General features: G+C 65.4%; 29 protein-coding genes. 9 read left to right on the top strand and 20 right to left on the bottom strand.

Annotation, left to right across the window (positions count from 1 at the left end):
* Nucleotides 1–162: 162 nt before the first annotated feature.
* Complete coding sequence (folD, locus tag KBY65_RS11645; protein WP_094559431.1) at nt 163–1,041, bottom strand: bifunctional methylenetetrahydrofolate dehydrogenase/methenyltetrahydrofolate cyclohydrolase FolD; 879 nt, start codon at nt 1,039–1,041, stop codon at nt 163–165.
* Between the two features lie 69 nt (nt 1,042–1,110).
* On the opposite strand from folD, the gene KBY65_RS11650 reads away from it, so the two are divergent.
* On the top strand, nt 1,111–3,168 hold the full coding sequence (locus KBY65_RS11650) for an HDIG domain-containing metalloprotein (protein WP_255001669.1): 2,058 nt from the start codon (nt 1,111–1,113) through the stop codon (nt 3,166–3,168).
* On the opposite strand, the gene KBY65_RS11655 is transcribed toward KBY65_RS11650, so the two are convergent.
* Nucleotides 3,158–3,433 carry a SemiSWEET family sugar transporter gene (locus KBY65_RS11655; protein ID WP_254986944.1) on the bottom strand — a complete coding sequence of 92 codons (276 nt, stop codon included), beginning with the start codon at nt 3,431–3,433 and terminating at the stop codon, nt 3,158–3,160. The genes KBY65_RS11650 and KBY65_RS11655 overlap by 11 nt on opposite strands.
* Before the next feature lie 60 nt (nt 3,434–3,493).
* Between KBY65_RS11655 and KBY65_RS11660 the strand changes: the two genes are divergently transcribed.
* On the top strand, nt 3,494–4,996 hold the full coding sequence (locus KBY65_RS11660) for a peptide ligase PGM1-related protein (protein WP_254986943.1): 1,503 nt from the start codon (nt 3,494–3,496) through the stop codon (nt 4,994–4,996).
* Nucleotides 4,997–5,070: 74 nt separating this feature from the next.
* Nucleotides 5,071–5,631, top strand: a complete 561-nt coding sequence (locus tag KBY65_RS11665; RefSeq protein ID WP_254986942.1) for a hypothetical protein — start codon at nt 5,071–5,073, stop codon at nt 5,629–5,631.
* Here the strand turns inward: KBY65_RS11665 and KBY65_RS11670 are convergent.
* Nucleotides 5,624–5,974 carry a nucleotidyltransferase domain-containing protein gene (locus KBY65_RS11670; protein WP_255001687.1) on the bottom strand — a complete coding sequence of 117 codons (351 nt, stop codon included), beginning with the start codon at nt 5,972–5,974 and terminating at the stop codon, nt 5,624–5,626. The two genes, KBY65_RS11665 and KBY65_RS11670, sit on opposite strands and share 8 nt — an antisense overlap.
* Before the next feature lie 138 nt (nt 5,975–6,112).
* Here KBY65_RS11670 and KBY65_RS11675 point away from each other — a divergent pair, with 138 nt between their 5' ends.
* The 5 genes from KBY65_RS11675 (at nt 6,113) to KBY65_RS11695 (ending at nt 10,354) form a co-directional block, all read left to right on the top strand.
* On the top strand, nt 6,113–6,547 hold the full coding sequence (locus KBY65_RS11675; RefSeq protein WP_255001670.1) for a hypothetical protein: 435 nt from the start codon (nt 6,113–6,115) through the stop codon (nt 6,545–6,547).
* Between the two features lie 325 nt (nt 6,548–6,872).
* Nucleotides 6,873–7,097, top strand: a complete 225-nt coding sequence (locus KBY65_RS11680) for a helix-turn-helix transcriptional regulator (protein WP_094559437.1) — start codon at nt 6,873–6,875, stop codon at nt 7,095–7,097.
* Nucleotides 7,087–8,337: a type II toxin-antitoxin system HipA family toxin gene (locus KBY65_RS11685; RefSeq protein ID WP_255001671.1), complete on the top strand. Its 1,251-nt coding sequence runs from the start codon at nt 7,087–7,089 to the stop codon at nt 8,335–8,337. Before KBY65_RS11680 ends, KBY65_RS11685 begins: the two co-directional genes overlap by 11 nt.
* A gap of 154 nt (nt 8,338–8,491) precedes the next feature.
* Nucleotides 8,492–8,782 carry a ribbon-helix-helix protein, CopG family gene (locus tag KBY65_RS11690; protein WP_255001673.1) on the top strand — a complete coding sequence of 97 codons (291 nt, stop codon included), beginning with the start codon at nt 8,492–8,494 and terminating at the stop codon, nt 8,780–8,782.
* A 429-nt stretch (nt 8,783–9,211) separates the two neighbouring features.
* The gene (locus tag KBY65_RS11695; RefSeq protein WP_255001674.1) at nt 9,212–10,354 is read left to right on the top strand and encodes a Fic family protein; all 1,143 of its coding nucleotides are present in this window, start codon (nt 9,212–9,214) and stop codon (nt 10,352–10,354) included.
* A 173-nt stretch (nt 10,355–10,527) separates the two neighbouring features.
* Here the strand turns inward: KBY65_RS11695 and KBY65_RS11700 are convergent, their stop codons facing one another.
* The 16 genes from KBY65_RS11700 to KBY65_RS11770 all read right to left on the bottom strand — a co-directional run bounded on the left by KBY65_RS11700 (nt 10,528) and on the right by KBY65_RS11770 (nt 18,766).
* Nucleotides 10,528–10,743: a PIN domain-containing protein gene (locus tag KBY65_RS11700; RefSeq protein WP_233128439.1), complete on the bottom strand. Its 216-nt coding sequence runs from the start codon at nt 10,741–10,743 to the stop codon at nt 10,528–10,530.
* A 27-nt stretch (nt 10,744–10,770) separates the two neighbouring features.
* Nucleotides 10,771–10,932 carry an AbrB/MazE/SpoVT family DNA-binding domain-containing protein gene (locus KBY65_RS11705; RefSeq protein WP_233128440.1) on the bottom strand — a complete coding sequence of 54 codons (162 nt, stop codon included), beginning with the start codon at nt 10,930–10,932 and terminating at the stop codon, nt 10,771–10,773.
* 485 nt (nt 10,933–11,417) lie between these two features.
* A complete protein-coding gene (locus KBY65_RS13965) occupies nt 11,418–11,756 on the bottom strand; it encodes a Uma2 family endonuclease (protein ID WP_315860076.1) in 339 nt (112 codons plus the stop codon).
* A gap of 53 nt (nt 11,757–11,809) precedes the next feature.
* Nucleotides 11,810–12,052 (bottom strand): Uma2 family endonuclease, encoded by a 243-nt coding sequence (locus tag KBY65_RS13970; protein WP_315860077.1) that lies wholly within the window; start codon nt 12,050–12,052, stop codon nt 11,810–11,812.
* A 64-nt stretch (nt 12,053–12,116) separates the two neighbouring features.
* Nucleotides 12,117–12,302, bottom strand: coding sequence for a hypothetical protein (locus tag KBY65_RS11715; protein WP_254986936.1), 186 nt, complete (start codon nt 12,300–12,302; stop codon nt 12,117–12,119).
* Complete coding sequence (locus KBY65_RS11720; protein ID WP_255001676.1) at nt 12,303–12,572, bottom strand: ribbon-helix-helix domain-containing protein; 270 nt, start codon at nt 12,570–12,572, stop codon at nt 12,303–12,305.
* A gap of 80 nt (nt 12,573–12,652) precedes the next feature.
* Nucleotides 12,653–13,033, bottom strand: coding sequence for a type II toxin-antitoxin system VapC family toxin (locus KBY65_RS11725; RefSeq protein WP_255001677.1), 381 nt, complete (start codon nt 13,031–13,033; stop codon nt 12,653–12,655).
* 14 nt (nt 13,034–13,047) lie between these two features.
* Complete coding sequence (locus KBY65_RS11730; protein ID WP_094561702.1) at nt 13,048–13,251, bottom strand: AbrB/MazE/SpoVT family DNA-binding domain-containing protein; 204 nt, start codon at nt 13,249–13,251, stop codon at nt 13,048–13,050.
* Between the two features lie 188 nt (nt 13,252–13,439).
* Nucleotides 13,440–15,248 carry a polysaccharide biosynthesis protein gene (locus KBY65_RS11735; RefSeq protein WP_255001678.1) on the bottom strand — a complete coding sequence of 603 codons (1,809 nt, stop codon included), beginning with the start codon at nt 15,246–15,248 and terminating at the stop codon, nt 13,440–13,442.
* Between the two features lie 506 nt (nt 15,249–15,754).
* A complete protein-coding gene (locus tag KBY65_RS11740; RefSeq protein WP_255001679.1) occupies nt 15,755–16,072 on the bottom strand; it encodes a hypothetical protein in 318 nt (105 codons plus the stop codon).
* Nucleotides 16,062–16,364, bottom strand: coding sequence for a hypothetical protein (locus tag KBY65_RS11745; protein WP_255001680.1), 303 nt, complete (start codon nt 16,362–16,364; stop codon nt 16,062–16,064). Before KBY65_RS11745 ends, KBY65_RS11740 begins: the two co-directional genes overlap by 11 nt.
* Before the next feature lie 131 nt (nt 16,365–16,495).
* A complete protein-coding gene (locus KBY65_RS11750) occupies nt 16,496–16,864 on the bottom strand; it encodes a hypothetical protein (protein WP_255001681.1) in 369 nt (122 codons plus the stop codon).
* Nucleotides 16,865–16,874: 10 nt separating this feature from the next.
* Nucleotides 16,875–17,399, bottom strand: coding sequence for a GNAT family N-acetyltransferase (locus KBY65_RS11755; RefSeq protein ID WP_094561705.1), 525 nt, complete (start codon nt 17,397–17,399; stop codon nt 16,875–16,877).
* Nucleotides 17,396–17,761 (bottom strand): DUF1778 domain-containing protein, encoded by a 366-nt coding sequence (locus KBY65_RS11760; RefSeq protein ID WP_233128792.1) that lies wholly within the window; start codon nt 17,759–17,761, stop codon nt 17,396–17,398. The genes KBY65_RS11755 and KBY65_RS11760 overlap by 4 nt, the downstream gene beginning before the upstream one ends.
* A gap of 195 nt (nt 17,762–17,956) precedes the next feature.
* On the bottom strand, nt 17,957–18,226 hold the full coding sequence (locus tag KBY65_RS11765; RefSeq protein WP_255001682.1) for a hypothetical protein: 270 nt from the start codon (nt 18,224–18,226) through the stop codon (nt 17,957–17,959).
* A 267-nt stretch (nt 18,227–18,493) separates the two neighbouring features.
* On the bottom strand, nt 18,494–18,766 hold the full coding sequence (locus tag KBY65_RS11770; protein ID WP_254986931.1) for a hypothetical protein: 273 nt from the start codon (nt 18,764–18,766) through the stop codon (nt 18,494–18,496).
* A gap of 406 nt (nt 18,767–19,172) precedes the next feature.
* Here KBY65_RS11770 and KBY65_RS11775 point away from each other — a divergent pair, with 406 nt between their 5' ends.
* Nucleotides 19,173–20,723, top strand: a complete 1,551-nt coding sequence (locus tag KBY65_RS11775) for an IS1182 family transposase (RefSeq protein WP_255001683.1) — start codon at nt 19,173–19,175, stop codon at nt 20,721–20,723.
* Nucleotides 20,724–21,231: 508 nt separating this feature from the next.
* Here the strand turns inward: KBY65_RS11775 and KBY65_RS11780 are convergent.
* A partial coding sequence (locus tag KBY65_RS11780; protein WP_255001684.1) for a hypothetical protein occupies nt 21,232–21,506 on the bottom strand: 275 nt, incomplete at its 5' end.

Below are 21,506 nucleotides of genomic sequence, written 5' to 3' on the forward strand. Positions count from 1 at the left end.
GCCATTCCTGGCGGGATTCTCTCAGGCGAACCGCCGGCCCAGCGCTGGCGGGTGTTTGTTGCAGAGCGATTTGGATGTGTGAAACAGAACGTTCAACAACGCGCGAGGCACCAACGCGCAACGACCCGGCGGCCCGTCAGGACATCAGCTCAGGGCACCAGATCAGGGCACCAGATCGCCGAGGCCGTGGTCGACGCCGGCGCGGCGGCACCAGGCCACCACGGTGTTGACCAGCAGCATGGTGACGGTCATGGGGCCAACGCCACCGGGCACCGGGCTGATGGCGCTGGCGATCGGCTCCACCTCCTCGAAGCGCACGTCGCCGCAGAGGCCGCTCTCGGTGCGGTGAATGCCCACATCCACCACCACGGCACCAGATTTCACGTGCTCAGCGCCGATCATGCGCGGCCGGCCGGCGGCCACCACCAGCACATCGGCCTGGCGGGTGAGGGCAGCCAGATCGGTGGTGCGTGAGTGGGCCACCGAAACGGTGGCATCGGCGGCCTGGAGCATCAGCGCCATCGGCTGGCCCACCAGGATGCTGCGGCCCACCACCACCGCGCGCTGGCCGGAGAGCGTCACCCCCTGGCGGGCCAACAGCGCCATCACGCCGGCGGGGGTGCAGCTGCGCGGGCCGGGTTCGCCCTTGAGCAAGCGGCCCAGGTTGAGGGTGTGCAGCCCATCGGCATCCTTCTCCGGATCGATCGCCAGCAGCAGCGGCGCCTCATCGAGGCCGTCCGGCAAGGGCAGCTGCAGCAGGATGCCGTCGCAGGCGGGGTCGGCGTTGAGCCGCTGCACGGCCGCCAACACCTCTGCTGCCGGCGTGCCGGCCGGCAGATGGGCGCCCAGGCTGGTGATGCCCACCCGGGCGCAGGCCTTCTCTTTGTTGGCCACGTACACGCCGCTGGCGGGGTCGTCGCCCACCCGCAGCACCGCCAGGCCGGGCGGGCGCCCCACCACGGGGAGATGCTCGGCGATCACCGCCTGGAGCCGGGCTTCTATCTCGCCGGCCAGCTGGCGGCCGTCCAGACGGAGGGCCATGGAGCAAATCGAGGCTGCGCAACACCAGCTTGCAATCCCGCCCGCAGGCAGGCCCGCTAGCGTTTTGGAATGGTGTTAAGGCAGCTGCGATCCCTGTGGCGGAAGCTGCTGCGGCTGGAACGCCCGCGGCAGCCCCCCGGCATCTGGCGCAGCCGCGACACGGCCTCGGTGCTGCTGGTGTGCGCCCTGGTGGCGCTGGTGGCCAGTTGGCCCTGGCTGGTGGAGCCCAACCTGCGCCCCGGCATGAGCGCTCCCTTCACGGCTCGAGCACCGAAGGCAGCCCGGGTGGTGGACAGCACGGCCCTGGAGGAGCGGCGTCAGGAGATGGTGCCGCGCACCACCGTGCAGGTGGTGGACCAGCAGACCAACCAGCTGCTCCGGCAACAACTGGAGAGGGGCCTGCAGGCGGTGGAACAGCAGGCCAACGCGGAGCAGCCGCGGGTGGAGCCAGTGGCGATCACCGCCGAGGAGCGAGCCTGGCTGAAAACCGTGGGACCGGCTGAGCTCACCGCCTGGGGGCGGGAGGTGCGTCAGGCCCAGCTGCGCATGCTCAGCCAGGGGGTGGCCCCCGGCCTAGCCGAAGGGCAACTGCTGCAAGCCGCCACCCTGCAGCTGGAGCCGCTGGCGTCGGTGCCGCGGGGCCTGGGGGCCCGGTTGCTGACCAATGCACTGCAGGGGCACTCCAACCTGCGCAGTGATCCGGGGCTGAGCCAACGGCGCATTGAGGCGCTGATCACCCAGCAGGGCATCCCCACGATCGTGGTGGAGCAGGGCGATCTGATCACCCGCCAAGGGGAGACGATCAGCCCCCAGGCCTTAGACGTGCTCGATTACTTCGGTTTGGTGAACCGCAGGCCCAGGCCGCTCACCTGGCTGGGCCATTTCCTCGAGGCTCTGGCGGTGGCGGGGGTGTTGGTGCTGGTGCTGCGGCGCTGGCGGGCCTGCCTGGAGCCGCGGCAGGCACTGCTGGCCCTCGGTGCCCTGCTGGTGATGCAGGGCTTCACCTTGTGGCTGGGGCCGCTGGCCAGCCCCCTGGTGCTGCTGGTGCCGCCGGCCCTGCTGCTGGCCCAGGGTCTGGGCACCCCCTGCGGCCTGGCCTGGCTGGCGGCGGGCACCTTGCTGTGGCCCCTACCGGTGACGGCCCTGACGGCCGTGCGGCTGCTGGTGGCAGCGGCGGTGGGCAGCGTGGCGGCGGTGGCGGCCGGACGGCAGCGCAGCCGGGCCGAACTGCTGCAGCTGGCGGTGCTGCTGCCGGGAGCGGGCCTGGCCGTGCAGTGGCTGCTGCTGCAATCCGTCCTGCGACCCAGTCAGGTGGATCTGCTCAGCGAAGCGCTGCTTCTGGGCGGGCTGCTGATGGCCGGGCTGCTGCTGGCGCCGCTGGTGGAAACCTTCTTCGGGCTGGTGACCCGGGCGCGGTTGATGGAACTGGCCGACCTGCAGCGGCCGCTGCTGCGGCGGCTATCGGTGGAGGCACCGGGCACCTTCGAGCACACCCTGATGATTGCCGGCCTGGCCGAGGAGGGAGCCCGGGCGATCCAGGCCGACATCGACCTGGTGCGCACCGGGGCGCTGTATCACGACGTGGGCAAACTGCACGGCCCCCAGTGGTTCATCGAGAACCAGGGCGAGGGCAGCAACCCCCACGACGCCCTCAACGACCCCTTCGCCAGTGCCGCGATCCTGCAGGCCCATGTGGACGAGGGGCTGAAACTGGCTCGCCGCTACCGGCTGCCGCGGCCCCTGGCCGACTTCATCCCCGAGCACCAGGGCACCTTGAAGATGGGCTACTTCCTGCACCAGGCGCGGGAGCGGGATCCGGCCATCGCCGAGGAGCAGTTTCGCTACCGGGGGCCGACGCCCCGCAGCCGCGAGACGGCGATCCTGATGCTGGCCGACGGCTGTGAGGCGGCCCTGCGCTCCCTGCCACCGGGCACCAGCGAAACGGAGGCCCAGCAGATGGTGCGCCGCATCGTGGAAGCCCGCCAGAACGACGGGCAATTGGCCGAAAGCGGCATCGGCCGGGCCGAGCTGGAGTTGCTGATCCGGGCCTTTGTGCGGGTGTGGAAGCGGATGCGTCACCGCCGCATCCCCTACCCCATCCCAGCCCGCAAGGCTTTTAGCGCCTAGCGCGCAGCTTGCGCTCCAGCACGATGCCGGCGGGCACCAAGGTGATCAGGTTGGCAGCGATCAGGGGGCCATCGCCGGTGCAGACGCCGTAGACGGCCCACAGGGCGATGCCGGCGGTGAAAAGGCCATACATGCGCAGGGAGATGCCGCTGGTATCGCCGCTGCGCAGGGTTTTGAGGGCCTGGGGGAAGAAGCTCACGGTGGTGAGCAGGGCCGCGACATAGCCCAGGGCACGCACGGCAGGAGGCACCAGGGGGGCGGCCATGGGCTGCAGCGCAGAGTGTGGCCAGCATGGTGGACAGGCCCCGATCCTGCACCTGCCGCCATGACGCCGCTCAGCTTCCGCGAGCTCCAGGCCCAGCTGCAGCCGGAGTGGAGCCGGGTCAACCAGGCCCAGGGGCCCGATATGGACGTGCTGATGGTGCCGTCGCTGTCGATGGACCAGAGCCAGATCGACCTGGTGACGGGCGCCCACCACTACGAGGAGCGCCAGTTGTTTTCGCTGATCCGGCTGCGGGATCCGGGGGTGCGCATGGTGTATGCCACCAGCAAACCGCTGGGGGAGCTGGTGGTGGATGCGGTGCTGGAGCTGCTGCCGGGGGTGCCCACCTCCCACGCCCGGCGGCGGCTGCACCTGGTCGACACCGACGACGCCTCCAACCGGCCCCTTACCGCCAAGCTGCTGGAGCGGCCGGCCCTGCTGGCGCGGATCAGCGAGCTGCTGCGGCCGGGGCGCAGCTTCATCAATTGCTTCGTGGTGAGCGACCTGGAGCGCCAGCTCTCGGAGCGGCTGCAGGTGCCGCTGCTGGGCACCGATCCGGCCCTGGGCTACTGGGGCAGCAAGGCGGGCAGCCGCGAGCTGTTCGCCCGCTGCGGCGTGCCCCATCCGCCCGGCTCGCCCCTCACCCACAGCCTCGACGACCTCACCGAAGCCACCGCCGAGCTCTGGGAAGCCCATCCCGAGCTGCGCCAATGCGTGGTGAAGCTCAATGAGGGTTTCAGCGGCGAAGGCAACGCGCCGCTGGCGCTGGAGCCGCTGCAGCTGGAGGAGTGCAGCGGTGCCGAACGCCGCCGGCGGTTGCGCCAGGCCCTGGAGGCGCTGCCGATGCCATCACCCGGCTGGAAGGAGCAGCTGGGACCCCAGGGAGCGCTGGTGGAGGCTTGGCTGGAAGGCGGTGAGGAGCTCTGCTCACCGAGCGTGCAGGGCACGATTCATCCCGGCACAGCCGGCCAAGTAGAGGTGCTCTCGAGCCATGAGCAGGTGCTGGGCGGCGCCAGCGGCCAGACCTACCTGGGCTGCAGCTTCCCGGCGGCCGAGCCCTACCGGCTGGCGCTGATGCGCCACGGCCAGGCGGTGGGGGAGGCGCTGGCGGCAGAGGGGGCGCTGGAGCGCTACGCGGTGGATTTCATCGCCCGGCGCTTCAACGACCGCTGGGACCTGCAGGCGATCGAGGTGAACCTGCGCCAGGGGGGCACAACCCACCCCTACATGGCCCTCAGCGCCATCACCAGCGGCGCCCTGGATCCGGCCAGCGGGCTCTACCGCGCCCCCAGCGGCCAAGCACTGCACTACAAGGCCACCGACAACCTCACCGCCCCCCACCTGCGCGGGCTGCTGCCGGTGGACCTGATCGACATCGTGGCCGAGGCCGGGCTGCATTTCGACCCGGCCCAGCTGCGCGGCAGCGTGTTTCACCTGCTGGGCTGCCTGTCGGAATACGGCAAGCTCGGCATGACCTGCATCGGCCGCAGCACCGAGGAAGCCGAAGAGGTGTATGCCGCCACCGAAGCCGAACTGCTGCAAGCGGCCCGGCGGCTCGGCCACTGATCCGGCTCGGCCACTGATTTGGCTTGACAGGCGCCGCGCCATCCAGTTGGTTGGAAGCGGTTGTCGATCCCCCAATGCAGCGGACGGAGGCCTGCTCCATCCTTCGCCAGAGCACCCAGGCCAGCACCTTGGTGGTGGTCGCTGCGGCGACCCTGCTACTGCTGGGCTGCAACGGGTTCGGGTGGGGTGAGGCTGAGCGCCAGCGGGCGGCGGCGGCGGCACGGCAACAGCAGCTGGATGGCCTGGTGAGCCGGTGCCGCCAGCAACAACCGGCGGTGCAGAAGCTCGTGCTGGAGCACGATCGCAGCGTCGCCGCGCTCAGCCAGCTGAACCAGCAGCGCTTTGTGCCCTTGGCGCGGCCGGCGGCGCCCGATCCGGCGGTGATGGACCGCTTCACCCGCGAGGACCAGGAGCTGGAGCAGGAGCGTTATGCCCAGGCCCTGGCCCGCTGGCGGGAGGCCGATGGGGCAGAAAGGCGCCGCTGGGAAGCCGGGCAGGAGGCGCGGCGCCAGGAGCTGACGGCCCGCCAGAGCGAGGCACGCGAGGCGCTCGCCAAACTCGATGTGGCGGCCACGGAGGCTGCTCGCGCCGCCTGGAGCGGTTGCGATCGGTCCCAGCTCTCAGCCTTCAGTTGAGCCAAAGGAGGTCGGACTGGAGCTCTTGGGCCATGCGGCTCGAACCGCTAAACAGCTGCTCAAGTTCGGCGGGGGTGAGCACCAAGGCATCACAGCTGAGCGGCAGACGCTCAAGCGGCCAGTCGCAGAGGCGCCGGTGCTGGGGACCATCGACGGCTTCATCGATCAGCAGCAGATCCAGATCACTGCCCACCGAAGCGGTGCCCCGGCCATAGCTGCCGAACACATCAATCCGCCGCAGGCTCGGCCGCAGACGGCGCTGCTCATCTGCCCAGGCGCGCGCCTCGTGCAACACCTGCTCAGGCTGGGGCCAACGCAGCACAGATTGCGTCAACGAGCGCACGGGCATGGCTGAGGGCGTCTTGGCTTTGCAGCCGGCCGAGCGGTTCATCGGATGCTGTTCAACGCTTCATTTTGAGCCAACAAGCTCGCGGCCGCACTCGCCGAATGGCGCTACTTTCAATTCAGCTAATGCTGTCCCTTGAGCGACACACCCCGACGCTCCCGCCGGCCCCAACGCCGCCAGCTGTGCTGCCCGGCCCATCCGGAGCAACTGATTGAGGGCAACGGCAAGAAGTATTTCCTGCACCTGCTCACGATCGAGCAGCTGAAGGAAAGGGGCATGGCCGACAAGAGGGCCAAGCTGGTGATCCAGGCTTACCCGGTGCTGGTGCTGAGCAACGAGTGGCTGGAAGAGCTGTTTTGCCCGGCCTGCGGCAGCAGCCGCTGGTGCCATGTGATCAAGCACGACCGGGTGGAGCACACGGTGCGCTGGGCGCCGCGGGATCTGTGGGAGCAGGTGGCCCATGTGGATCCGGTGGTGGGCAACCCCACGGTGAGTGAATTCACGCGCAGGGAAGCGAGGCGCCACAACCAGAAACGAGCCGACGGCAAGCGGGTGTTTGACGCCGGCTGAGGCAACGCAGGGCTGCCCAGGCCAGTTTCTCGATCAGCTCCAGGCCGCTCTCGGCGCAGGGGTGGGGATTCTGGAATCAGGAATACTGGCTGAAGTCGAGCATGCCCTGAGCAGCTGGCTGGAGCTGCCCTGACCGCAGAAGAGCACTTCACCAACCGACAAACACAGGCGGGGCGGGATCCGCCAGCGAAGCCCATTCCCGGTCGGGACAATCAGGCGCCAACTCGCCCTAGGATCCGGCAATGATCCCGAACGGTAATTTCCAAAGAACCATGGCGTCTTTGCGTCTTTTTATTCCAGTACGGGACCAAGAGGGGCACCGGTTATGACGGCAATCCATGCCGTGCATGATCTGGGGGCCGCCTTGCGGGTGGCGCGCAAAACACTGCGGCTCACCCAGGCGGATCTTGCCCTGGCGGCTGGGGTGGGGTTGCGCTTTTTGGTGGAGCTGGAGGCTGGCAAACCAACAGTGCAGCTGGAGCGGGTATTGCGGGTGATCGACGCCCTGGGTGGAACCCTGCATCTGGACACGGAAAGCAGTGGCCAGTGAAATCACCACCAGCCTGGAGGTGTGGCTGCTCAACCAGCGGGCAGGCACGCTCTGGCTGAATGCCGGGGAGCTGCAATTTCAGTACTGCGCACTCTGGCTGGAGCAACCGCAGGCGATCGCGCTGTCGCAAAGCTTGCCGCTAAAGGCAGAGCCGTTTGGCGATCAGGCCTGCAGGCCATTTTTTGCTGGATTGCTGCCCGAGGGGCAACTCAGGCAGCGGATTGCCCAGCAGTGCCAGATCTCAAGGTCCAATGACTTCGGCCTGCTGGCCGCGATCGGTGGTGATTGCGCTGGTGCAGTGAGCCTGATAGCGGGCGATCAAGTCACTGAGACAGAAGCTGTGGAGTGGCTGGAGCAGGATCAGCTGATCGCCCTGCTCAATGACTTGCCCCAGCGTCCAATGCTGGCGCAGCGCGATGGTCTGCGGCTGTCGCTGGCTGGCGCCCAAGACAAGTTGCCGGTGGTGTTTAACGGGGCCCGCATCGGCTTACCCCTTGGCAGCACGCCCAGCACGCACATCCTCAAACCGGCCATTGCGGCAGTGGAAGGCAGCGTGCTCAACGAGGCGTTCTGCATGGCCTTGGGGCAAGCCATGGGGCTCCGGGTGGCTGACGCCGAGATCCTGACGGCCGGAGAGCGGCAGGTGTTGGTGGTGCATCGCTACGACCGAAGCCGCAGAGACGATGAGAGGTGGTTACGGCTGCATCAGGAAGACTTCTGCCAGGCGCTAGGCATTCCGCCCGAGCTGAAGTATCAGAATGAAGGGGGCCCTGATCTGAACGCCTGCTTTGGACTTTTGCGTAGAGCCACTAGACCCAGCGCTCCGCAAGTGATCCGTTTGCTGGATGCAGTGGTGTTCAACGCCCTAATCGGCAACAACGACGCCCACGCAAAGAACTTCTCATTGCTCTACACCGAAAGAACGCCAACGCTCGCGCCGCTCTACGACCTGCTGTCCACAGCGGTGTATCCCACGCTCACTGCAAAGATGGCGATGAAGCTGGGCAGCAAATATCTATTTGGTGAGGTGCAAGAACGCCATTGGGAACAATTTGCCAAGGCAACAGGTTTGTCGTGGGCGCAGACCAGAAAACGGGTGCTACGGATGGCTGCGCAACTTCCTTTGGTCGCCTTCCGCCTGCAAGCCGACGAGGCTTATCGAGATGAGGCACTGATCGGGGACATCGCCAACCTGATCGAGCAGCGCTGCGATCTGACCTTACGCCGATTCAACGCCTGAACTGTCCAGACCTCCGCTGAGCGAGCTGAGAAAGCAGGCGTAGCAGAGCCGATGTTCAGTGGCCAGACGCCTCAACAATCCATTCCAGCCGCTGTGATGGACCGAGGGAGAAGCTCGCCCGAATCGGAGCAGAGATCACGGTTTGCCCCCGGGCATGGGCGTGGGGATACACGCAGAAGGCACTAGGCTATTTAACAAATCGTTTAACAAAATCCAGGAGGTGATCGGCGTGCGGGTAGAGCCCGAGCTTGAGCACCAGTTGGATCAGCTTGCGCTCAGCATGGGAAAGAGCCGTAGCGCTTGTGTGCGTGAGGCGATCGCGCATTATGTACAGCGCTTTAGTAACAACGATGAAGCTCAACGTCAGTCGGCCTTGATTGCTGAACATAGCGGCACACTCAATTGGAGTGAGCAACTTCCGGACCGGCCTGATTGGACCGTATGACAGTGGCTCTACAACGGGGTCTGATCGTGACGATTACCATCTCTGGGGTGTACTCAGGCAAGCCAAGACCAGCCGTGGTGGGGATTCTGGAATCAGGAATACTGGCTGAAGTCGAGCATGCCCTGAGCAGCTGGCTGGAGCTGCCCTGACTAGTTAAGGGTGAGCATGCCGTTAGCCATCACCAGGCCATTCGGAGAGGTAGAGCTGGTGCCTGTGCTGGACAAAATTGCACTGAGCTTGCTGTTCTATAGCGGCCGTCGCCACGGCGGCAGCGATGCAAGGAAATCCTGCTTGCTGTGGTAGATCGACGGAAGCGGCTCCCAGGAGGTCGACATGGGCGTCATTGGCAAAAGAAGCTCTGAGACAACAGCCGTGAAGCGATGATCACCAGCTAATCGCTTCACCAGGCAAAGCGATTAGAGTGCGATGATGGCTTCATCCTGGATCTGGCAGCAGGCGGACTGGCCCCAGTTCCGCTGGGAGGACTCCGCTCTGGAGGCGCTGCTGGAGCAAGCCCGCGCTGCACGCCAGGAGCTGCTGAGCCGGCTGAAGACGCTGGAGCCCCCGCTCGATCGCGAAGCGATCTCCGCCTTGCTGGGCCGCGAGAGCCTGGGCACGGCCGCCATCGAAGGCGAGCTGCTCGATCCCGGCCAGGTGCGCTCCTCGATCGCGCGCCGGCTGCGCCTTCCCTTGGCCGAGGGGCAGCCGGCCGCCAGCGCCCAGGTGGAGGGCCTGCTGGATGTGTTACTGGAGGCCACCAGCAGCTTGGATGAGCCCCTCACCCTGGCCACGCTGAACCACTGGCACCACCGCCTGTTTGCCGCTGGCCCGGATGGCCTGCGCGCCATTCGGATCCGTGAGCTGCGCGATGAGGCGCCGATGCAGGTGCTCTCCGGCGCCATCGGCCGTGAGCGACTGCACTATGAGGCGCCGCCTCGAGACCAGCTCAAGGAGCAGCTGGAGACCTTCCTGGATTGGGTCGCCTCACCTCCAGCGCAGCTGGACGGGCTGTTGCGCGCGGGCCTGGCCCACCTCTGGTTCCTCACCCTCCACCCCTATGAAGACGGCAATGGCCGCTTAGCCCGTGCCATCACCGATCGGCTGCTCGCCCAGGACTGCAAGGCTCAGGCCCAACGGGCGCTACAAGGCCGCGCCTTGGCCCTCTCCGCCCAGATCCTGAGGGAGCGGCAGGGCTACTACATGGCACTGGAGCGCTGCCAACGGGGAGAGCTGGATGTCACGGATTGGCTGCGCTGGTTCCTGGAGCAGCTCACCGCAGCGGCGGCCACCAATGGCGCCGTGATCGATGCGGTGCGGCGCAAGGCCGCCTTCTGGTGGAGCCACCGCCACAGCGGCCTCAACAGCCGCCAGCAGAAACTGCTCAACCGGTTGCTAGATGCCGAACCGGAGGGGTTCACGGGCGGCATGACCCTGCGCAAGGCCATCGGCCTCACCAAGGTGAGCCGCGCCACAGCCTGGCGCGATCTGGCCGAGCTGGTGGAGCTGCGTGCGATCGAGCCGATCGGCGAGGGCCGCAGCCGCGCCTATCACCTCCGTTGGCCAGGTCTGTGACCGGTGGGAGCGATGTTGCAATGCACTTTCCAGACAACGTCTGTCGGGGCGCTTGATCGCTTGCTCGATCGCGTAGCGCTCCACGTCGACGTCGATCGTTGGATGCCAAACGGGCAAGCCCATCTGACGATCAACCGAGCCATTCCTGCGGAAGGTTGGCGATGGCACGAAACTCAAGATCCTTGTGCAGCAGGGTGGCGCCCACCTGCTGCGCGGCCGCCGCGCTCGTCTTCGTCTTTCCAGACGCGGTGGAGAACCTCCATCCGGCTGAGAAAGCAGGCGTAGCAGCGCCCTGGCTGCTCAAGCGCCTCTTCAACCCGTCCGGCACCGGCTTCGTCGTCGCGCAGGGTGAGTAGCGCCGATGTGTCGAGCAGGAGTAGCGATCCCATCTGGGAATCAATCCGTTTTGGCGGAAATCAGTGGCCAGACGCCCGCTCGGCCTGCCGCTCGGCTTCGCGATCAGCAAGCAAGCGCTGGCTGGAGCCACCACGGCGGCCCATGCCGCGAAAGGCTTTGACCGGCGATAGATCCACCGGCACCACCCGGATGGAGCCATCAGCCTCCACGGTCCATTCCAATCGCTTGGAGGGGCCCAGCGAAAGCCATCCCGGATGGGGGCAGGGATCACGGTCTGCCCGCGGCTGGTAATGGTGCTGCGCATAGAGGGCACCCCGGAGGGTGACTTACCAAATCCTATCCATGATCATTCACGCTGCCTCCTGCCCGTTGATGAACGTCGGCGACCTGGGCCCGCAGCCGGCCACAGCTATCGAACGCTTTGGCGAAAGAAATCCCGGCTTTAACGAAGCATGGCCCGTTGGAAGCGATTGTGGACACCATCACGACCCAGGCGTGCATGCCCTCGCAGCTGCAAGCGCCAATCACCCGTCTATGCGCAAAAAGGCATTCTTGAAGCAACGAAAAGCTGATGCCCGAGCCGATCCGTAGCTGTTTGTAGCCAACGCTGTCCTCCTATTGACGTGTGTTGAGGGGTGTCAGCGGCGCAGCATGAACCAGGAGGTCCGATCGCAGCCATGGCAGTGATGTGCGGTGGGTGAGGCGTTCAGCCCGCCCAGATCTCGGCCAGCTGCAACTGCAGGCCGGGGAACTCGGGGCCCGCTTGAAGCAACGCGATCTGCTCCAGGCGCTGCGATTCACCGCTGGCGGGCCACACCTCCACAGCCCGCTCATGGGGAATGAGCAACCAACCCAGACGGGCACCATTGCTTTGGTACGCATCCATCTTGCGGCGCAGAGCGGTGAGGCCACGCGGACCTTCGTCGGTGGGGCTGGCGAGCTCAACCACTAGGTCGGGGCAGAGGGGAGCAAAGCGTCGCTGCTGATCGGGCGTGAGGGCCTGCCAGCGCTCGAGGCGCACCAGCGAGGCATCCGGGCTCAGCAAGATCCATCGGGCAGGCGAAATCCCCCCGAACTTTCGAAGACCTTCCAGCCGCCTTATTGATCCGCCCACAGCAACAACCGCATCACCAACCGGCCGTTGCGGCCACTGGTTTCGCTGCCTGTTGGCGTCATCGCGATCACGGTTCCATTAGCAGCCAGCTCGAGCACCGCTTCGCGGTTCTCGGCACACACCAGCTCGAACTGCTCGGGCGTCAGCCGCAATGCTGCCGGTAGGCGCAGCGGCGCCAAGGCATCGAATGACGCACCAGATGCTGGAGAAACGGTGGTGAGCGTCATTGCCGCAGTTCGGCGGGCCTTTTCATGCTGTGGCGTCAGGCCTAAATCCATCAAGAAGGCCGCTTCAAGGCAAAACCGACGGCTCCTCCAAGAACCAACTGGAGAACCCGGCAATGGCACCGATCAACCAAACCGCACTTTTTTCAAGGCGGTGCCGTTGCCGGCGGTCGTCTGGATGTTCAGCGCTTCTCACCTGAACACAACCTGTGAGCTCAAGAAGCGTCTTGAAATCAGCGTTGGGGTCGCTCATTCAGATGCTGACCAGTGTTTCTCGCTGGTCGTTCTTTACGAACTGGAGGGTGGCACCAGCCTCTTCTCGCTCCTTCACCAACAAATACAACGCGAGAGCCCTGCGGAAAACATCGGTTTTTGTGAGTCCCTCGGAGGAGGCCAGCGACTCAAGGCGCTCGATCAGGCGATCAGGCAGGCGCACTTCCAATCGAGAGGCACTCATGGGCGGCACAGGAGGCATTACAGTTGCTATGAGAAAAACCAGGGTTTTTTCGGCAAAAGTACCCATACAAAGGCTTCGCCGCAGCCTGCACTGAGACAGCGGGCAAGACTCACCTCCCGGAATGGAACGTGGGTTGAGCCTGATCGTCAGGCCTTTTGCTGCTTCTCGATCAATTCCACGTCGTCGCCGAGGCCGCGGAAGTCGGCATCCATCGTGTGAAGCCGGGCCTGATGGGATCGGGCCGTGGCCAAGATGATGCTGTCGGCCATCGGCAGGCGATGGGCGTGGCTGAGCTGGGCCGCTGCGATCGCGAGCGTGCTGTCGAGATCCACCATAAGCCCTCTCTGCATGGCGGCGACCGCCTGGATGGCCTGGGCCTCGCTGTGCTCACGCAGCACCCACTTGAACACCTCAAGAATGCTGATCACCGGCACCACCAGGGTTGCCGCAGAGTCGAGCACGGCCACAAAGCGGCTGGCTTGGGGGCCATCGGTGAACACCTCAATCCACCCAGAGGAGTCAACCACCGCTGGCTGGACACTCACAGCCGGTCAGCCTCTCGCGCAAAGGTGTTTTCCCCATGCAGAAAACCTCGAAGGGCGACAGGGGGCTGGCTCGGCACCAACTCAATCCGCCCCGGCAGGGCGATCACCTGCAGCTGCTGACCGGGGCTCAAGCCAAATTGCTCGCGCACCCGCTTCGGGATGACGACCTGGTACTTGGGGGATACGGTTGCGAGATCCATAAATTTATCGTAGCCCAGATCGACGATCGATCAGAAGAACGACCCCTCCACAGGTCGGTCGCTTCGACGCCAATCTGCACGACGCTGCGCTCTGGGGACCAGGCTGGCGACAACATGATTGCCACTTTATGGTCATAAACGCATAATTTACCCACAACAAAAAGCAGCGAGCTGCAGCCTTGCGTTATTCACTCTCCGCTGCGCTGCCACTCGGGCACGAGCTGGGCCAGCAGCTCCAGGGCTGCGTTTGCATTTTGGCTGGCGATGGCCGCGTCGAGGGCATCGAGCTGGGGCCAGAGCTGCTCGGGGGGGAGGGCGGCTTCGCGGGCGCGATAGATGAGTGGATGGGCTGTGGATTCAGAACTGGCCTCGATCAGCAGTTCCTCGTAGAGCTTCTCGCCGGGGCGCAGGCCAGTGCAGCGAATCTCGATGTCGCCATCGGGGTGGTGGGAATCGCGCACGCGCAGGCCACTGAGGCGCACCATCTGGCGGGCGAGATCAAGGATCCGCACCGGCTCGCCCATGTCGAGCAGAAAGAGATCACCACCTTCCGCGAGGGCAGCAGCCTGGAGCACCAGCTGGGCGGCCTCGGGAATGGTCATGAAATAGCGAATGATCTCCGGGTGGGTGAGGGTGATGGGTCCACCGGCGGCGATCTGCTGACGAAACAGGGGCACCACCGAACCGGAAGAGCCGAGCACGTTGCCGAAGCGCACCATCGCGAAGCGGCTGGAGGCAGCCTGGCGGCTGGCCTGCTTGGCAAAGCCCTGCACCACCAGCTCGGCCACCCGCTTGCTGGCGCCCATCACGTTGGTGGGGCGCACGGCTTTGTCGGTGGAAATCAGCACCACCTGGCTCACCCCGCAGCGCTCGGCCGCCTGACACACCACGCGGGTGCTCTGCACGTTGTTGGCCAAGCCCGCCAGGGGATTGGCCTCCACCAGGGGCACGTGCTTGTAGGCGGCGGCGTGGAACACCACGTTCACGCCCTGCTCAGAGAAACAGCGCTGCACCAGGGCGGCATCGGCGGCATTGCCAAGCACGGGCACCAGGCGGAGCTCAGCGGGCAGGCGCTGCTGCAGCTCCTGGTGGATGGCGTAGAGAGCCGGCTCGCTGCGCTCGAGGAGCACCAGGGCCTTGGGGGAAAGCCGCAGGATCTGGCGGCAGAGCTCGGAGCCGATTGAGCCGCCGGCACCGGTGACGCACACCACAGCAGCGCGCACACCGGGACCGAGCAGCTGGGGATCGGGCGGCACGGCATCGCGACCCAGCAGTTCTTCGATCGCCACCGGGCGCAGGGTGTTGATACGGGCCCGGCCACTGGTGATCTCCTCCACCGAGGGCACCTGAAGAAGCGACGCACCGAGCTGCTGAATGTCTTGAACAATTTGACGGCGCTTGCTGCGGCTGAGGGAGGGGATGGCCAGCAGCACCTGGCTCACCTGGTGGCGGCTGATCAGCTCAGCCAGCAGCTGGGGAGGGTGGATCGTCACGCCATCGAGTTCGCGGCGCCAGAGCTCAGGGGCATCGTCGATGAAGGCCACCACCGTGTGGCTGCGGGCCAGGCGCAGGGCGGCGGCCAGCTGAGCCGCAGCTGCTCCGGCGCCGTAAATCACCACCGGCGACCGGTTGGTGCTGGGCGGCTGGCTGGCCTGCAGCAGCAGGTCGCGCAGCACAAGGCGCACCCCCCCGGTGAGGGCGGTGAGCAGCAGCCACAGCAGGGGCCAGCTGCTGCGGGGCGGCATCTGCACCGGCAGCAGGGTGCCGAGCAGATACACCAGCAGCACCAGGGCTGCATTGCGGGCTGCCACCGCATAGAAGGCGGTGCTGCTCACGTAGCGGGTGAGGCCGCGGTATTGGCCGCTGAAGGCGTAGACGCTGAGGCCCACAGCCCAGGTGGCCGGCAACAGCCAGAGGGTGCTCGATAAGGCCTCGCTGAAGGGATGGGCGGTGCGCAGCCAGAAGCTCAGCCAGATCGCCAGGGGGATCAGCAGCACATCGATGGTGCCGAGCAGCAGGCGGCGGCCCAGGGGGGGGGCAGCTTCATCAAGGCGCGACGCAGAGCCGCGGGGCTTTGCATGGTGCCGGCATTGCGGGGCTTGGCAGTGCTAGTCAACGGATTAATTAGCCGCACAGACTTGAAGCACTGCACAACACCGTATCGCTGAACTTTGGCTGCATAAATTTAAAACAGTAAGAGAATTGATGGGCACACCTCAGCCACGCCGGCAAGTGCAGCAGCTTGGGAGGAAACGAACGGAAAGCCATAAAAAAAGCCCCCGCCGCAATCGCGACAGGGGCTGAGAGGGTGGGTGATGGAAGGGCTACAACAGCCCACAGGCTGCGCGTTTGCGGTCAACAACCTGGGGAACCAGCCAGGCGCCTGCGTCCTAGTCGCCCGCTAGAGGCTGAGGTGCCTGCTCTGGCATCCATGCTTCCTTCACCGGCGGGGATATTAGGAGTCGAACTGGGGTGCCATTTGCTGCAGCCTGAAACTTATGAATCATTTCCTCCCGTAGGTCGCGTCGTGATCCGGGGCAATGGTGAGTAGCCGCATGTAATCACCCTCACGATGCGCTGTTGCCCTGCGTGAACGGCTAATCCGCAGAAAGTAGACGGCATCGATTCCAGCCGGTGGCTTGATGCTTGTGATCTTCTCCCACTTGATCCCTGGGTCGCGATAGAGCTGGTTCCAGGTGAGCTGGCGGATCTTGTTGAGGGTGTCGAGTGCCTCATGGCGCTCAGCCTTCTGCAGCGTGAGCAACTGCTCCTGAAACACCGGGTTGTTCAGATCCAGCCTGATGCAGCCTTCAGGCTTCATCACAGCCAAGGCGCGTCAGGGTTTCATCCAGATCGGCATCCGCTGGTGGGTGACTGGCGGACCAGACCATTGCAGCCTGCAGGGCTGCTGCGGCAGCGGGTTCGTGTAACCAGCGCTCATTGTCTGGAATCACTGTGGCGGTGCGAACGATCCAAACACCCGGCTCAGGCTCTTCCACCAGAACATGGCGGCCGGCGTACTGCTTGCCCAGCGAGATCTGGCCATTGCTGCCGACGAGCTTGATGGCGGGCGGATGGAGCGCGGAAGCCATGGCGAGCGAGGGCGACAGCATTCAGTACCGCGACTTTCGTGCGGCACCAATGGGGGGCCTGAGCGCCGCGGCAGGTCTAGGGGCCTCAAGCCATTCCCCCGTACTACTTGAGCAGTGAAATCACGGAGAGGCCCAGCCAGGTGCTGCACCAACTACACCCCACAATTCGCGCGTTTGCGGGCAACAACCTGGGGAGCCAGCCAAGCGCCGGTGCTGCCAGTGGCGCGCCAAAGGGTGAGGCGCAGAGCATCCCGAAGCAGCTTGCGGTGCTCGCTGGGGCTGGAGGTAGGCCAATCGGCCGGGCCAACGCGAATGCCCTGGCTGCCGATGGCAATGCGGGCAAGCACTACGGCGCGGGCGGTGTGATCGGGACCAGTGGCAATCCACACCCGGGCACTGCGGGGGGAGGGCTGGTGGCGCAACCAGTGGGCGAGGGCGGTGATCTGGGTGGCGGTGTCGTAGCCCTGCAGCAGCTCGGGCAGGGGCTGGAGCCGCATCAGGCCGGGTACTGCCAGCGGCATGGATCGCAGATCAAGTGCCGAAGGCCTTCAGGGTGCAGCGGATGTCCTTGAGCAACAGCACCAGATGGAGGGGATCCGTGGGTGAGCGCTGGAACTCTGGAATCAGATGCTCGTAGAACCCCCGGGCTTGCTCTGATTCGGCATGCACCAGCAACGCGCGACAGCCAATGGCATCGCTGATGCTGGCCACGCGTGTGATCACATCAGCCAGCAGGGCGGCTCCAAGACCTTGACCTTCATGGCGTTGATCCACCCCCAGGCGCGCCAGCAAGGCCACGGGCTGGGGATAGCGGCCGGCACCGCGGCGCAGCCGCTCAGGCAGATCGGCGATGGCCACGCTCGCCATGCACCAGGCGTAGTAGGCCACCACGGCCGGCTGATCGACGGGAGACACAACGAACACCCTGGTGGTGCCGGTTCCATGGGCCTGCCGGGCCATCTCCACCAGCCAGGCTGTTTGCGCCTGGGAGCGACATTGGAATCCGCCGAGCTGATGGCTGGCCGCCAGCAGCACCGGCGGCCGGTATCCACTCATGCCTGCGGCACAAAGGGTGAAGGCCGCTCCAACAAACGCTTCAGACCAGGCAGGACGCGGGCGGGGCAACTGTTGATCCGCTCCCATTCCTGTTGGGCAGCGGCATCGAGAACAAAGTGCTCACGATCAGCCAGCACTTGATGGGCTGCCAGGCGGCCTTGGCTGAGCAAAAAGGAACTGCGATCGGTGCTGAGAGCAGCAGCGGCCCGATCCAGCAGATCTCGATCGGCCTGACTGGCCCTCAACTCAATGCGGCTCGCCTTGAGCGGCCGGGAGGACGGAGGCGGGACTCGAACCATGGAACGCAGCGAGCAAGAAAACGTACGGACATTGTACGGCATCTGAAGCGCGGTGCTTGCCATCACGCTGCAAACCCACCGTATCCATCTAGCAGGGAAATCACATCTCGGACACGTTGGGTGTTGGGTCGCTGGGCTCGAGTTGGTGGCGGAGCTGGACGAGATTGCACTGAGCTTGGCGTTGAGCTCGGCGAGCCGTTCGTTCTCGCTCTCGATCAACGTTCAAGCGGCTTTCACGAGGCTGCAGGCCTACACCCCCTACACCCCACAATCCACCCGTTTACGGGCAGCAACCTCGGGAGCCAGCCAGGCGCCGGTGCTCCCAGTGGCCCGCCAAAGAGTGAGGCGCAGAGCATCCCGAAGAAGCTTGCGGCGTTCAGCGGAGCTGGGGGCAGGCAAATCGGCCGGGCCAACGCGAATGCCCTGACTGCCAAGGGCAATGCGGGCGAGGATCACGACGCGGGCCGTGTGATCGGGATCGGTGGCAATCCACACCCGGGCACTACGGGGCAAGGGCTGGTGGCGCAACCAGTGGACGAGCGCGGTGATCTGGGTGGCGGTGTCGTAGCGCGGCGCCAGCGGATCAGCAGGCGCTCCCCGGATCCTGCAGCAGTTGCCGCCGGTAACACTCGGCCTGGTTTAGCGGGTGGGCGTGCCATCGAGCACCACGATCAGTTCCCGCGGGCAGGTCCTGATCGGCCAGCCAGCGAGCTGGGGCTGGGGCTCGACACGATGGCGCGAGAGGGCTGGATCACGAGGGCGAACCGCCAGCGAGATCAGCGAGCTCGGTAGCAATCAGCTGCAGGAATCTCCTGTGGAGGGGGGTGGGGTCGAGCCAGACAAGTGCTCCCGCTCGAAGCGCTCGAGCCTGGAGTTGATCTGCGCGAGCCGCGCGTTCTCGCTCTTGAGCCGTTGCAGCCTCTGCTCGATCGCGTAGCGCTCCACGTCGACGTCGATCGTTGGATGCCAATTGAGCTTCTGCAACAGCCGTCGCCACGGCGGCAGCGATGCAAGGAATTCCTGCTTGCTGCGGTAGATCGAAGGAAGCGGCTCCAAGGATATCGACATGGTCGTAACTCGTGAGCAGGGTGATCAGGGCAAGGAGCAGGCCGGCAAACACCGTGATCCAGCCTTGACGGTCAAATCCCAAATCCACCGTAGCCAGCCCAAACCCTGCAAGCAAAATAGTACAGGCAAACTAGCGAAGCATCCGTGGAATCACGGGTTGTCCGCCGCCGGCCTACACCTCCTAAACCCCACAATCCGCCCGCTTGCAGGCAACAACCTGGGGAGCCAGCCAAGCGCCGGTGCTGCCGGTGGCGCGCCAGAGGGTGAGGCGCAGGACATCCCGAAGCGGCTTGCGGTGCTCGCTAGGAGCGTGTCGCACATAGATCAGGGCGCGGCCTCTCCACAGACGCCCTGAAATCTGCCCAGATCCAAGTGGCAGCAATGGATCTGGGCGAGAGAATGGGGCATGGTCAAGCCCAAGTCCTTCCGCCCCTGGAACCCCGAGCAGACGCTGCTCTTTCCGCCGTCACCAGTGGAGTGGCTGCCAGAGAACCACCTGGTGTTCTTCCTGCTGGATCTGGCCTCTGAGCTGGATCTTGAGGCGATCTACGCCGTTTACCGGCAGAAGGATCCCCGCGGAGAGAAGGTCTACGACCCGCGGATGATGGTGGTGTTGCTGCTGTACGCCTACTGCGTCGGGCTGCCCAGCTCCAGAAAGATCGAGAAGGCCTGCTGGGAGGACGTCGCCTTCCGGGTGCTCACCGGCAACCAAAAGCCTGACCACAGCCGAATCAGTGACTTCCGCCGACGGCACCTGGATGCCCTGGCTGGCCTGTTTGTTCAGGTGCTGCGGCTCTGCCAGAAGGCGGGTCTGGTGAGCCTTGGCCAGGTGGCTCTGGATGGCACCAAGATCCGCGCCAATGCCAGCAAGCACAAGGCCATGAGCCACGAGCGGATGCTGAAGTCCGAGCGGCAGCTGGAGGCTGAAATGCGGGCGCTGCTGCGCAAGGCCGAGATCATCGACGCCCAGGAGGACGGGCAGGTCGGCAAGGGCAAGCGGGGCGACGAACTCCCCGAGGAACTGCAGCGACGCTCCAGCCGGCTGGAGTGGATCCGCAAGGCCAAGGCGGAGCTGGAGGCCGAGGCTGCTGCTGCCAAAACGCGTCAAAGGCAAGCTGAGGCAGAAGCGGCTGAGCAGGAGGCGGAAGCAGCCGAGGCCAGTGGCGACGAACAGCACAGCAAGCGGGCGGCACGCCGCAGCCGTGGTGCGCGCAAGCGTGCAGATGATGCTCAGAAGTTGGCATTCGAGAAGGCCGAGGCCGCGGGCCCGGAGCTGAGCAGCGTTGCCGCTGCCGAGACCGATCGATTGGCGATGCCGCAGCGCACGCTCCCCACCGATGCAGCCGGCAACCCCAAACCGACCGCGCAGCGGAATCACCGCTGCGCGGAAGGCTTCGCCTACACCGACCCCGACAGCCACATCCTCAAAGGCGCTGACGGCTGGATCCAGGGCTACAACGCCCAAGCCGCCGTCGATGGCGACCACCAAGTGATCGTGGCCATCGGCGTCAGCAACCAGCCCAGCGATGCGGTGCACCTGCTGCCCATGCTGGAGCTCATCGAGGCCAACACCGGGCAGTTGCCAGATGCCTTGATCGCCGATGCCGGCTACTGCAGCACCGCCAACCTGGAAGCCTGTGAGGAGAAAGGGCTGCAGGCATACATCTCCACCAGCCGGCAGCAGCACGGCCAGAGGCCCAGGCCCTCACGGGGCCGAGCACCCAGAGATCTTGATGCCCGCGGACGGATGGAGCGGAAGCTCAGATCCAAAGCCGGCCAAGCGATCTATGCCCTGCGCAAGACGGTGGTTGAACCAGTATTTGGCCAGATCAAAGGGTCCAGAGGTCTGGATCGCTTCCGATTGAGGGGGCTGGAGAAGGTGAATGGGGAATGGGCGCTGATGGCCACCACCCACAACATCCTCAAGCTGTTCAGGGCAAGCGCGGCAGCGGCCTGAGGGCCTGATTCGCCAAAGCTGTGATCGGGTGTCCCTGAATCACAGAGGCTGATTCACCACTTCCTGGCCTCGGCCCAACGTGCGACACACTCCTAGGGCTGGGGGCAGGCAAATCGGCCGGGCCAACGCGAATGCCCTGACTGCCAAGGGCAATGCGGGCGAGGATCACGATGCGGGCCGTGTGATCGGGATCGGTGGCAATCCACACCCGGGCACTACGGGGCAAGGGCTGGTGGCGCAACCAGTGGACGAGCGCGGTGATCTGGTTGGCGGTGTCGTAGCGCGGCGGCAGCGGATCAGCAGGCGCTCCCCGGATCCTGCAGCAGTTGCCGCCGGTAACACTCGGCCTGGTTTAGCGGGTGGGCGTGCCATCGAGCACCACGATCAGTTCCCGCGGGCAGGTCCTGATCGGCCAGCCAGCGAGCTGGGGCTGGGGCTCGACACGATGGCGCGAGAAGGCTGGATCACGAGGGCGAACCGCCAGCGAGATCAGCGAGCTCGGTAGCAATCAGCTGCAGGAATCTCCTGTGGAGGGGGGTGGGATCGAGCCAGACAAGTGCTCCCGCTCGAAGCGCTCGAGCCTGGAGTTGGCTTGCTCGAGCCGCGCGATCTCGCTCTCGAGCTGTTTCATCCGCTTCTCGTGCTCGATCTTCCTGTTCTCGTGCTCGATCTTCCTGTTCTCGTGCTCGATCTTCCTGCGCTCGAATTCGATCTCGCGAATCTCGTATTCGACGACGGGATGCCAATTGAGCCTCGACAACCAGCGTCGCCAGCGAGGCAGCG

This window comes from Cyanobium sp. Alchichica 3B3-8F6, from assembly GCF_024346435.1.
Taxonomy (GTDB): Bacteria; Cyanobacteriota; Cyanobacteriia; order PCC-6307; family Cyanobiaceae; genus Cyanobium_A.

Excerpts from the sequence above, each read along its gene's own strand:
- folD (WP_094559431.1), bottom strand. The coding sequence starts at position 1,041 with ATGGCCCTCCGTCTGGACGGCCGCCAGCTGGCCGGCGAGATAGAAGCC.
- KBY65_RS11650 (WP_255001669.1), top strand. The coding sequence starts at position 1,111 with ATGGTGTTAAGGCAGCTGCGATCCCTGTGGCGGAAGCTGCTGCGGCTG.
- KBY65_RS11655 (WP_254986944.1), bottom strand. The coding sequence starts at position 3,433 with ATGGCCGCCCCCCTGGTGCCTCCTGCCGTGCGTGCCCTGGGCTATGTC.
- KBY65_RS11660 (WP_254986943.1), top strand. The coding sequence starts at position 3,494 with ATGACGCCGCTCAGCTTCCGCGAGCTCCAGGCCCAGCTGCAGCCGGAG.
- KBY65_RS11665 (WP_254986942.1), top strand. The coding sequence starts at position 5,071 with ATGCAGCGGACGGAGGCCTGCTCCATCCTTCGCCAGAGCACCCAGGCC.
- KBY65_RS11680 (WP_094559437.1), top strand. The coding sequence starts at position 6,873 with ATGACGGCAATCCATGCCGTGCATGATCTGGGGGCCGCCTTGCGGGTG.
- KBY65_RS11690 (WP_255001673.1), top strand. The coding sequence starts at position 8,492 with ATGGGCGTGGGGATACACGCAGAAGGCACTAGGCTATTTAACAAATCG.
- KBY65_RS11695 (WP_255001674.1), top strand. The coding sequence starts at position 9,212 with ATGGCTTCATCCTGGATCTGGCAGCAGGCGGACTGGCCCCAGTTCCGC.
- KBY65_RS11700 (WP_233128439.1), bottom strand. The coding sequence starts at position 10,743 with ATGGGATCGCTACTCCTGCTCGACACATCGGCGCTACTCACCCTGCGC.
- KBY65_RS13970 (WP_315860077.1), bottom strand. The coding sequence starts at position 12,052 with ATGACGCTCACCACCGTTTCTCCAGCATCTGGTGCGTCATTCGATGCC.
- KBY65_RS11715 (WP_254986936.1), bottom strand. The coding sequence starts at position 12,302 with ATGAGCGACCCCAACGCTGATTTCAAGACGCTTCTTGAGCTCACAGGT.
- KBY65_RS11720 (WP_255001676.1), bottom strand. The coding sequence starts at position 12,572 with ATGGGTACTTTTGCCGAAAAAACCCTGGTTTTTCTCATAGCAACTGTA.
- KBY65_RS11730 (WP_094561702.1), bottom strand. The coding sequence starts at position 13,251 with ATGGATCTCGCAACCGTATCCCCCAAGTACCAGGTCGTCATCCCGAAG.
- KBY65_RS11740 (WP_255001679.1), bottom strand. The coding sequence starts at position 16,072 with ATGAAGCCTGAAGGCTGCATCAGGCTGGATCTGAACAACCCGGTGTTT.
- KBY65_RS11745 (WP_255001680.1), bottom strand. The coding sequence starts at position 16,364 with ATGCTGTCGCCCTCGCTCGCCATGGCTTCCGCGCTCCATCCGCCCGCC.
- KBY65_RS11750 (WP_255001681.1), bottom strand. The coding sequence starts at position 16,864 with ATGCCGCTGGCAGTACCCGGCCTGATGCGGCTCCAGCCCCTGCCCGAG.
- KBY65_RS11755 (WP_094561705.1), bottom strand. The coding sequence starts at position 17,399 with ATGAGTGGATACCGGCCGCCGGTGCTGCTGGCGGCCAGCCATCAGCTC.
- KBY65_RS11760 (WP_233128792.1), bottom strand. The coding sequence starts at position 17,761 with ATGGCAAGCACCGCGCTTCAGATGCCGTACAATGTCCGTACGTTTTCT.
- KBY65_RS11770 (WP_254986931.1), bottom strand. The coding sequence starts at position 18,766 with ATGTCGATATCCTTGGAGCCGCTTCCTTCGATCTACCGCAGCAAGCAG.
- KBY65_RS11775 (WP_255001683.1), top strand. The coding sequence starts at position 19,173 with ATGGTCAAGCCCAAGTCCTTCCGCCCCTGGAACCCCGAGCAGACGCTG.